This is a genomic window from Synechococcus sp. H55.11 (assembly GCF_047462475.1).
Taxonomy (GTDB): Bacteria; Cyanobacteriota; Cyanobacteriia; order Thermostichales; family Thermostichaceae; genus Thermostichus.
Window position 1 is genome coordinate 11,506 of sequence record NZ_JANSJI010000083.1, and the last position, 8,669, is coordinate 20,174.

Genomic DNA, 8,669 nt, shown 5'->3' on the forward strand with positions numbered 1-8,669 from the left:
GGGTTAGAGGCTGCCGATGGCCCGCCGCAGTTGTACCAAGGCGCGGTTGTAGGCGATCACAGCATCGGAAAGGTTGCCACGGGCGGTGGTGAGGGCAGCTTCGGCATTGATCACCTCTGTCTGAGTGCCCACCCCCGCTTGCAAGCGCAGCCGGGCCAAGCGCAGGCTTTCTTCTGCCGAGGCAATCGCCACTTTGGCCGAGTCGATCTGCTCGCGGCTGGAGCTGAGGGTCAGGAAGGCTTCTTCCACCCCCCGCTGGATTTCATTGCGGGTGCCAACGAAATTGCTCACGGCCACTTGTCCATCGATCTGGGCTTGGCGGGCTTGGGCAGATGCTGCTCCCCCATCGAACCACGTCAAGCTGAAATTGGCTCCGACCGAATAGCCAACATCAAAACTGTTGCGGCTGGCGTTGAAATCGTTAACGGCATCGAGGGTGGCGAACAAACCGACCTGGGGGCCATTGCGGGCTTGGGCCAGGCGCACACGGCTTTGGGCTTGTTCCAGCTCGCGGCGTTGGCGCTCCAGCTCTTGTCGTTGGGCGAAGGCAGCGATGATGGTCTCTTCCAAGCTGAGATCCCATTCTCCCATCGGCTCGATGCGGTCGCTGGCCAACACATCGGTGGGGCTGGGAAAGTTCAGCAGTTCGGCCAGACGGCGGCGATTCAGTTGTTGGATGTTTTGGGCCGCCAGCAAGGCTTGTCGATTGTTGGCCAATTCCGTCTCTGCTTGGAGAATCTCGAAGCGCGTGCCCAGCCCGGCCCGTTCTCGAGCTTGAGCATCCCGCAGGGTGGCTTCCGAGCTTTCGACAGCAGCCTGTCTGATGGCAACCCTGGCATCGGCGCTTTGCAGATCGTAGTAGGCGTTGGCCACAGCTTGTTTGACCGTCTGCAGGGCTTGCTCCAGTTGCAGTTGGGCGACGCGCAGAGCTTCTTGGGCCAGCTTCAGGTTTTGCTCCCTGAGGCCAGTGTCAAAAGCGGTGTACTCCACCCGCACCACGCTGGCTGAGAAAGTGTGAACTTCGCGGCTTGGCCCGCCGCCGGGTGAAGGAGGTTCGCTGTATTGGTAACTGGCTCGAGTGGAGAGGCTGGGAGCAAAGGCAGCTTGAGCGACGGCCACCCCGGCCTCGGCCCGCTCGACGGCCAGCCTGGCCTGCTGCACAGTTGGGTTTTGGGCCACGGCAAGCTCCAGGGCTTGTTCTAAAGACAAGCCCTCTCTTCGCTCAATGCGCACCTGCAAGGGGGATTGGGGTACTACCAATTCTTCAGCCGTCAAGGCTCCCTGCACCGCCAGGTCAGCGGCAGGGGCGGAGTCGGCAAGGTTGGGGGGAATCGATAGGGTGGGGGGGGGTGGGGGGGTGAGGATGTCGCGGCTGTTGGGCAGAGCAAAAGTAGCGGAGCCAGGGGCTTCCGGCTGGGCAAGAGCAGGAGCAACCCAGAGCAGACTCAACAGTAGGCCACAGGGGGCGGAACGGGCAAGGTGCAACTGGGATCCCGCCAAGCCCATCTGCCCTTGAGGAAGTCGCAGCGGATCCCCAGCTACATTTTCCATCGCCATCGTGTTGGGATTCTCAACATCACCCCTAGCAGTATCGCAGAATGAAAGACAAAAATAAGACGGTTTTCCACAGGATCTCTTGCTGCTCCGCTGACCTGCCCGACCTGCGTCCGGTGGGATTTGCGCTCTGCCCAAGCACTGGGTTCGATGGAATGCCACCAACTAGATTTAGGATCTGAGTAGCACGAGTTCAGCCATGACCAGTCCCAAGCCGGCATCTTCTCCCCCCCAAAACTCTCCGCCCCTCTGGCTCAGCCTGGCGTTGGGGCTCACCACCGCTCCGGTTCTGTTGGGCCTGGTCTTGGCGGATCGGGCCGGCAAATGGCTGGGATCCCTGAGCTGGGAAGATCCGGGTTGGTGGCTGGGGGAACGGCTGCCCAACTTGGACAGGGCCACGCTGCAGGCCCATGAGCAACAGCGCAAAAACTCTGCCCCAGTCGAGAATTCTTAGCTTCCCTATTGCTTGCGTATCATAGGTAAAGCGAATCTGCAGCAGGAGTTAACAGCCTTTGCGTAGACTGGCCAGACCGCCGCAGGAGTTCACCTCCGGGTTCTCGGGGGTGCTGTTTTGGTTGAGCGCATTCCTCTTCACGGCGGTGGTGAGCGCTTGTCTGGGCTATCTATTCGGCCAACGAGCCCTATCGGGGGTTTCTTCTCCCGTCACCGGTTCCGGTCAGGCTTCTCGCTCCCGCGCAGTTCGGGATCCCCGCAGCGTGCCCTTGCTGAACGAGGCTGAGGTGATCGCAGCAGCGGAAGCAAACCTTCGCCCACCCCCAACGCCTACCCCTCTTTTCACGGCAACGCCCACGCCAGTCGCAACACCTACCCCAACGCCCACCCCCCGCCTGTCGCCTGAGTTGGCGGCGGCCCCCTCTCCAACGCCTACCCCCCGACCTGTCACTCCATCTCCGCCGCCTCCCCGCGCCTCGTCACCGGCGCCCACCCCACCTCCCCTCCCTCGGCAAGTTGCCACCAGTGGCCAGGTTGCCATGCAGGTGCTCTCGGTTCGTCGCGAGGGAAGCCAAGTAGTCTTGAATGTGGCTATGCAGAACAACTCGTCAGAGACGGTGCGCTTTCTCTACAGCTTCATGAACGTTACCGACGACAACGGACGCTCGATCAACGCTCTTGCCCAAGGTTTGCCGGGTGAGCTGCCCCCCAACAGCCAAGTTTTCCAGGGCATCATCCGCATCCCGGCTTCCAGCTTGGCCGGATCCCGCTCCCTGTCCCTGAGTTTGGCCGATTACCCCAGCCGCCGCCACCGAGTGGGAGCCAGCGGGATCCCGGTGCCGCCCTAGCCCCCCTCTTCTTTTGGCTTCAGGCCGGGGATTCGTTCGCGCTCTTGGGGCTAGATCCCCAGGTCTTTACAGGGAAACATGAGGTGGCAGTGCCCAGTCCAACCTTTGAACAGCCTGAGCAAATCCGAGATCTCTTCGACCGCATTGCTCCCCACTACGACTTCCTTAACCAAACCTTGAGCTTGGGTCTCCATCAGGTTTGGAAGCGCATGGCCGTGCGTTGGTCGGGCGCCAGCTCAGGGGATCACGTGCTGGATCTGTGCTGCGGAACCGGCGATCTGGCCCTGCAGTTGGCCCGCCGAGTAGGACGCAGGGGTCGTGTAGTGGGCCTAGATTTCTCTCCCGCCATGCTGAACATTGCCCGGCACCGCTCCCGGCAGCTATTCCCTAACCATCCCATCGAGTGGGTTCTAGGAGATGCTCTGGCCTTGCCTTTTCCCAACGATAGCTTCGATGCCGTTACCATGGGCTACGGCTTGCGCAACGTGAGCGATATTCCCCAAGCCTTGCGCGAGATCCGACGGGTGCTAAAGCCGGGGTGCCGTGCCGCCATTTTGGATTTTCATCGCCCTACAGGGATCCCTTTTCTCGAACACTTTCAGCGCTGGTACTTGAACACCCAGGTCGTTGCCCAGGCCAAAGCCTTGGGACTGGGATCCGAATATGCCTACATCGATCCCAGCCTGGATCGCTTTCCATCTGGAGAAGAGCAACGGCGAATAGCCCTGCAGGCAGGGTTTGCTAGCGCCAAATTTTACCCCCTAGCGTGGGGCATGATGGGAGTACTGGTGATTGAGGCCTGTCACTGCGATCGTCAGTGTAGCGCCTCATAGGGATCCTTTCGCCTCTGCCTAAGTAGATAGGGATCCACCTGAGGCTCAGGCTCTGACCTAAACCATTGGTAGCAAACAAGCTGGACATCTTCTTGATTAAAAAACGGTGGATTCTGATGGTGAGAGGGGAGATCCTTGTACAATTCCTCATCAATAAACAACTCATCCAGCGAGTCAATTAGATTGGCAACATCCCGATCCTTCTGATAAGTTTCCCAAAGTTTCTTACAGTCTCTCTTCTATGTACGAATGCTTTTGATATGGGTAGCCAAGTCCAGCTTCCACCCCGTTCTCACGGGGAATTTTTGCGCTGGGTAAACCGGTTTATGGGCAGCGCTCAGATCCTAACTCCTCCAGAACTGGCTGAGCAGCATGCCAAGCTGGCTGAGGAACAGTTGCAGAGGTACCTAGAGCACACTCGATGCGGGCAAGATAGAAGGCCGGGACGAGACGTCGAGGATCTCACTCCGGCAGACGGGCCAAGCTGACCCCTCGGTAGTAATAGGCCAAAATTTGGTGGTAAGTCCAGCCCTGACGGGCCAATTCTTGGGCGCCCCACTGGCTCATGCCAATGCCATGCCCGTACTTGGGATAGGGGCTAAAATCCGGCAGATTTCTCAGGTAAGGGATCCCGCTCACCCCAACGGTTTGGCTGCCGGCGCTGGCGCTGTACATGGCGTTTACAAATTGCCCCCCATACACCATGACGATGCCGCGGGTGGCGTGTGTTGCTGCTAGGGCGGCGGCTGAGCGCTGCGAGAGGCCCCGATACACCTGGGAGCGGGTGTCGCTAAACACATCAAACCAGCCGCGGGAATTGCGGTGGTGAAGAACATAGGTGCGGGCCGCCACCGCCTGGGCCTTGAGGGCCTCGGGTAAGAAGCGGGATCCCATCTCGGCTTCCACCACGCCGGCCACGTAGTCTTCTAGATCCACGTAGTTGATGGCCATTACCCTGTTATACCCGGTCAAGAGCACCTTGCCGGAATACCAGCGGCCATCCACCGCCACCAGGCCACCCGCTGGCGGCTCGATGAACAACACCGGGCTGACCACTCCCTGCAGGCGCACCCCTTGAGGGCCGGGCTGGGCCAAAAACCCTTGCATGGGCGGCAACTCGGCCAGCACCTCTTGGCGGCTGTTGGTCAGTTGGGCGGGGCGAGAAACGCCCACCACCACAGGGGCGGTGGCATCGGCCAATTGCACGCGCACCGTCACCCCCCAAGCGCTCTCTATCCATCCCCCTAAGGTGCCCACCAGCAGGGATCCCATCAGGGCAAGCCAACCCCGTGCTCCCATAGCCTCTGTCCAGAGTTCTTTTTTGTACAGCAACCCCAGCCTAGGATAGAGCAAATCGGACTTGGGAACGAAAATCAGGGTGCCTAAAGGGCGGGACGGGATCCCGTTGACAAGGGAGTGGGCGGATGGGGTTGCTCCAAAGGGAGAGGATCAGGTTGTCGAAACCGATCCGGTTCCAGGCCCAAGGCAAAGCACAGGGAGGATCCCGGTCGTCCATTGGAGAAGCAGAGAAAAGCTCCCAGCGAAGCCAATGCCAGAAGGGCCGCATAGCCGAACATGGCCCGATAGCCGGATCCCAGCGCCAGGGTGCCCAGGATCGGCCCCGCCAGCCCAATGCCCAAGTCAAACCCACACATCACCAAGCTGAACAAACGCCCCCGCTCCGCCGGCTCAGAGCGATCGGCTACCAGGGCGGAGATCAGCGGGATCAAGGTGCCAAAACCCGACCCCACCACGATCCCGGCGACAAGAAAAGCCCCGACGCTGTCGGCAACCAACAGGATCCCCATCGCCAGAGCATAGGTGGCCAAGCTCAGAGAGATAAACGGCCCCCGCCCGTAGCGATCGGAAGCGCGACCAGCCAGCAGGCGCACGCCGAAGCTGGCAAAGGCCACCGCCGTATAAAAAAGACCGGGATTGAGGGGAACTCCGACCTCTTGGATCAACAGGGCCACAAACGTGGTCTGGGTGCCGAAGGCCAGCCCCACCAAGAGCATGACCCCGGCGAGAGAGCACACCTTGGGGTTGAGCACAAGGCTCCAAAACGCTCCATCCGGGGGCAGGGATCCCCAACCCCCACGGCGCTGCTCGCGAACCGATTGGGTACAGAGAAAGCCCACCAACCCCAGCAGAGCGGCAAAGAGAAACAGAGGGCCATAACCAACCAGCTCCTGCAAAAAGCCGCCCAAAGCAGGGCCGATGGCTACACCAATGGGATTGACCAAACTCATGTAGCCCAAGATCTCGCCGCGTTTTGCTTCCGGGGCAAAATCCGCCACCAAAGTAACGTAGGCGGTGGCAAAAGCGGCGATGCTGATCCCGTGAAAGGCCCGCACCAGCGCTATCCACGGGATCCAATCCCAGAGCCAGTACCCCAAAGGCGCCATCCCCGCCGCGCCCATGCCGATGAGCAAGACGATCCGGCGACTATGGCCATCCGCCAGCCGCCCCAACCAAGGGCGAAAAGCCAGCAGCCCAATCGAGAAGGCCCCCATCACCAAGCCCACCTCTTGGCTGGTGCCGCCCACATCCCGGACGTAGAGCGGCAGTGTGGGCAACAGCGAAGACAGACTGGCCCAAAAGAGCAGCCCGGCCACGAAGAGAATGCCCAAGTTGCGCCGCTGCGCCGGCTGTAGCTGCCCGAATACCCTCACGCCCACTCCCGATGAAACTCTCACAACCCTGCCAGGGAGCAAAGCCGTCTCCACAGCATCCCTGAACAGAAATATTACGAAATGTCTATTTGGGTGCTGACTTTTTCAATCTTAACCTCTTGTCTGGAACTGTGCAGGATCCCTGTTCAGGGGCAGCCGTTAGCCTGGAAGTGGCCTTTTTGTACGCTCGCCTATGGTGGAACAGTCGGATCCCTTGACTCGCGGTTTGGTTGCCCTGATTCGGGGCTACCAGATAGGCATCTCCCCTTGGCTGCCTCCTGCCTGCCGCTACTACCCCACCTGCTCCCAGTACACCCTGGAAGCAGTGCGGCGCTACGGCGCCATCCGAGGCAGTTGGCTGGGGATCCGCCGCCTCTGCCGCTGCCACCCTTGGCATCCGGGGGGCTACGACCCGGTGCCCGACTTGCCAGGATCCGCACCTGACGAAACTTATCGCCCCAGCCGAGATTGATTGACGAGGGGGATCCTTCTCAGGCCAAGATCGGTGTTGCCGGAAAAGGCTGTATTTGGGAGCCGGTCAGTCAGGAATAGCAGGCCACCGCCTCGATTTCCACCAAGGCATTCAAGGGCAAGCCAGCCACCTGCACGCAAGAGCGGGCCGGCGCCGGGTCTGCGGCAAAAAACTCTCGATAAACCTCGTTCATGGCGGCAAAGTCTTTCATATCCGCCAAAAAAACGGTTGTCTTCACCACATTGGCCAGGCTCGTGCCCCCTGCTTCCAGCACCGCCTTCAGGTTCAGCAACGCCTGCCGAGTTTGCGAGGCAACATCTTCCCCCGCCAACTTGCCGGTTTTGGGATCCAGGCCCACCTGGCCGGCGGCAAACAGAAAGGGCCCCGAAGCAACAACGCCCTGGCTGTAAGGGCCGACAGGAGCAGGAGCGGCCTCGGTTTGCACCTCCCGAGGGCCTGGCCCAGTTTGGCCCTGCGGGTGGCCCATCGCGGAATTGGCCAGATTGCTCGGCTCCATAGAGGTTTGCCCCCGTGAAGAGAAGCTCTTTCGCTACGCTACCACAGGCGGATCCCAGAGAAGACGAACCCGCAATGCCAAAATAGGCTTGTCGGGAAGAAAAAGTGCTCATGCCTTTGATCAAGTTGCAAACCTCTCTGCAGCCAGAACCTGCCACCGTGGCAGACCTACTCAAGTTCCTCTCTGCTGCTCTGGCTAAGCAGTTGGGCAAGTCGGAAGCCTACGTAATGACTGCTTTTGAAGGAGGGATCCCGATGACCTTTGCCGGCAGCGCCGATCCCTGCTGCTATGTAGAGATCAAGAGTATTGGGCAGTTTTCCGCCGATCAAACCCGATCCCTGAGCGAGTTTTTTTGCAGCACCATCGAGGACAAATTGGGGATCCCCAAGAAGAGGATTTACATTGAGTTCGGCGATGCCAAAGGCTATCTTTGGGGATGGAACGGCACGACCTTTGGGTGAAAGCTACTTCACACAAGTCAAGCATCTCCTCGCCTGGCTGCTCCAGCCTATCTAGCAAAAGCTTTTTGACGCTCCCGACCGCCGTGGCAGACCCCACCCAACCCAGAACAAATCCCGCAAAGCAGCAGCTTCTGCTGAAGCTTGCTGGCGTTTTGGGCGTGGCTGTTCTTGTTTTTTGGGCAGCCCATCGATTGGGATTTTTTGGAGTTATTCAAGACTGGTTCGCCGAGGCTCTGGGCTGGGTGGAAGGCTTGGGGCCGGTGGGGCCGGTGCTTTTCATTGCCATCTACATTGTGGCCACTGTGCTGCTTCTGCCGGCTTCGGTGCTGACCTTGGGCGCAGGGGCTGTGTTTGGGGTGCTGGCTGGGGCTTTGTACGTGCTGATTGGGGCAACCATTGGAGCCAATTTGGCCTTTCTCATTGGGCGCTACTTGGCGCGGGAACGGGTGGCCAGATGGATCGAGGGCAATCCCCGGTTTGCGGCCATCGATCGGGCGGTGGGGCGCGAGGGATGGAAGATCGTCGGCTTGATTCGTCTGTCGCCTGCTATTCCCTTCAACCTGCTGAACTATGCCCTGGGGCTGACCCAAGTTTCTTTTCTGGATAACCTGCTGGGCACCGTCGGGATCGTGCCGGGCACCTTTATGTATGTGTACATCGGCTCGCTGGCGGGATCCCTGGCCAACAGGGAAGGCCTGGATCCCCAAGCGCAAATGGTTCAGTGGGCCGTTCGCCTTGTGGGCCTCATCGCCACCGTAGCTGCCACCGTCTACATCACCCGTGTGGCTCGGCAAGCCCTACGGGAAGTGGTGGAGCCTGTCTAGGCCAATCCAAGTCAGGTTTGAACTGGGGAGCCCGC

At 60.1% G+C, this 8,669-nt stretch carries 10 protein-coding genes; 6 read left to right on the forward strand and 4 right to left on the reverse strand.

Going from position 1 to position 8,669, the window contains the following annotated elements; all coding sequences use genetic code 11:
* Window positions 1–3 precede the first annotated feature (3 nt).
* Entirely contained in the window at window positions 4–1,551 is a 1,548-nt protein-coding gene (locus NW853_RS03525) for a TolC family protein (protein WP_414347782.1), read from the reverse strand.
* Window positions 1,552–1,753: 202 nt separating this feature from the next.
* Here NW853_RS03525 and NW853_RS03530 point away from each other — a divergent pair, with 202 nt between their 5' ends.
* The 3 genes from NW853_RS03530 to ubiE all read left to right on the forward strand — a co-directional run bounded on the left by NW853_RS03530 (window position 1,754) and on the right by ubiE (window position 3,688).
* Entirely contained in the window at window positions 1,754–2,008 is a 255-nt protein-coding gene (locus tag NW853_RS03530) for a hypothetical protein (RefSeq protein ID WP_414334100.1), read from the forward strand.
* 121 nt (window positions 2,009–2,129) lie between these two features.
* The gene (locus tag NW853_RS03535) at window positions 2,130–2,855 is read left to right on the forward strand and encodes a hypothetical protein (protein ID WP_414334099.1); all 726 of its coding nucleotides are present in this window, start codon (window positions 2,130–2,132) and stop codon (window positions 2,853–2,855) included.
* Between the two features lie 89 nt (window positions 2,856–2,944).
* Window positions 2,945–3,688 (forward strand): bifunctional demethylmenaquinone methyltransferase/2-methoxy-6-polyprenyl-1,4-benzoquinol methylase UbiE, encoded by a 744-nt coding sequence (ubiE, locus tag NW853_RS03540; protein ID WP_414347785.1) that lies wholly within the window; start codon window positions 2,945–2,947, stop codon window positions 3,686–3,688.
* Between the two features lie 462 nt (window positions 3,689–4,150).
* Here the strand turns inward: ubiE and NW853_RS03545 are convergent, their stop codons facing one another.
* Entirely contained in the window at window positions 4,151–5,020 is an 870-nt protein-coding gene (locus NW853_RS03545; protein WP_414347787.1) for a SpoIID/LytB domain-containing protein, read from the reverse strand.
* A 50-nt stretch (window positions 5,021–5,070) separates the two neighbouring features.
* Window positions 5,071–6,360 carry an MFS transporter gene (locus NW853_RS03550; protein ID WP_414347790.1) on the reverse strand — a complete coding sequence of 430 codons (1,290 nt, stop codon included), beginning with the start codon at window positions 6,358–6,360 and terminating at the stop codon, window positions 5,071–5,073.
* A 193-nt stretch (window positions 6,361–6,553) separates the two neighbouring features.
* On the opposite strand from NW853_RS03550, the gene yidD reads away from it, so the two are divergent.
* On the forward strand, window positions 6,554–6,832 hold the full coding sequence (yidD, locus tag NW853_RS03555; RefSeq protein ID WP_414347793.1) for a membrane protein insertion efficiency factor YidD: 279 nt from the start codon (window positions 6,554–6,556) through the stop codon (window positions 6,830–6,832).
* A 70-nt stretch (window positions 6,833–6,902) separates the two neighbouring features.
* Here yidD and NW853_RS03560 read toward each other — a convergent pair whose 3' ends face one another.
* Entirely contained in the window at window positions 6,903–7,277 is a 375-nt protein-coding gene (locus NW853_RS03560) for a RidA family protein (protein ID WP_414347810.1), read from the reverse strand.
* Window positions 7,278–7,459: 182 nt separating this feature from the next.
* Here NW853_RS03560 and NW853_RS03565 point away from each other — a divergent pair, with 182 nt between their 5' ends.
* Complete coding sequence (locus NW853_RS03565; protein ID WP_414334089.1) at window positions 7,460–7,810, forward strand: phenylpyruvate tautomerase MIF-related protein; 351 nt, start codon at window positions 7,460–7,462, stop codon at window positions 7,808–7,810.
* 158 nt (window positions 7,811–7,968) lie between these two features.
* Window positions 7,969–8,634, forward strand: coding sequence for a TVP38/TMEM64 family protein (locus NW853_RS03570; protein WP_414347796.1), 666 nt, complete (start codon window positions 7,969–7,971; stop codon window positions 8,632–8,634).
* Window positions 8,635–8,669: the final 35 nt, after the last annotated feature.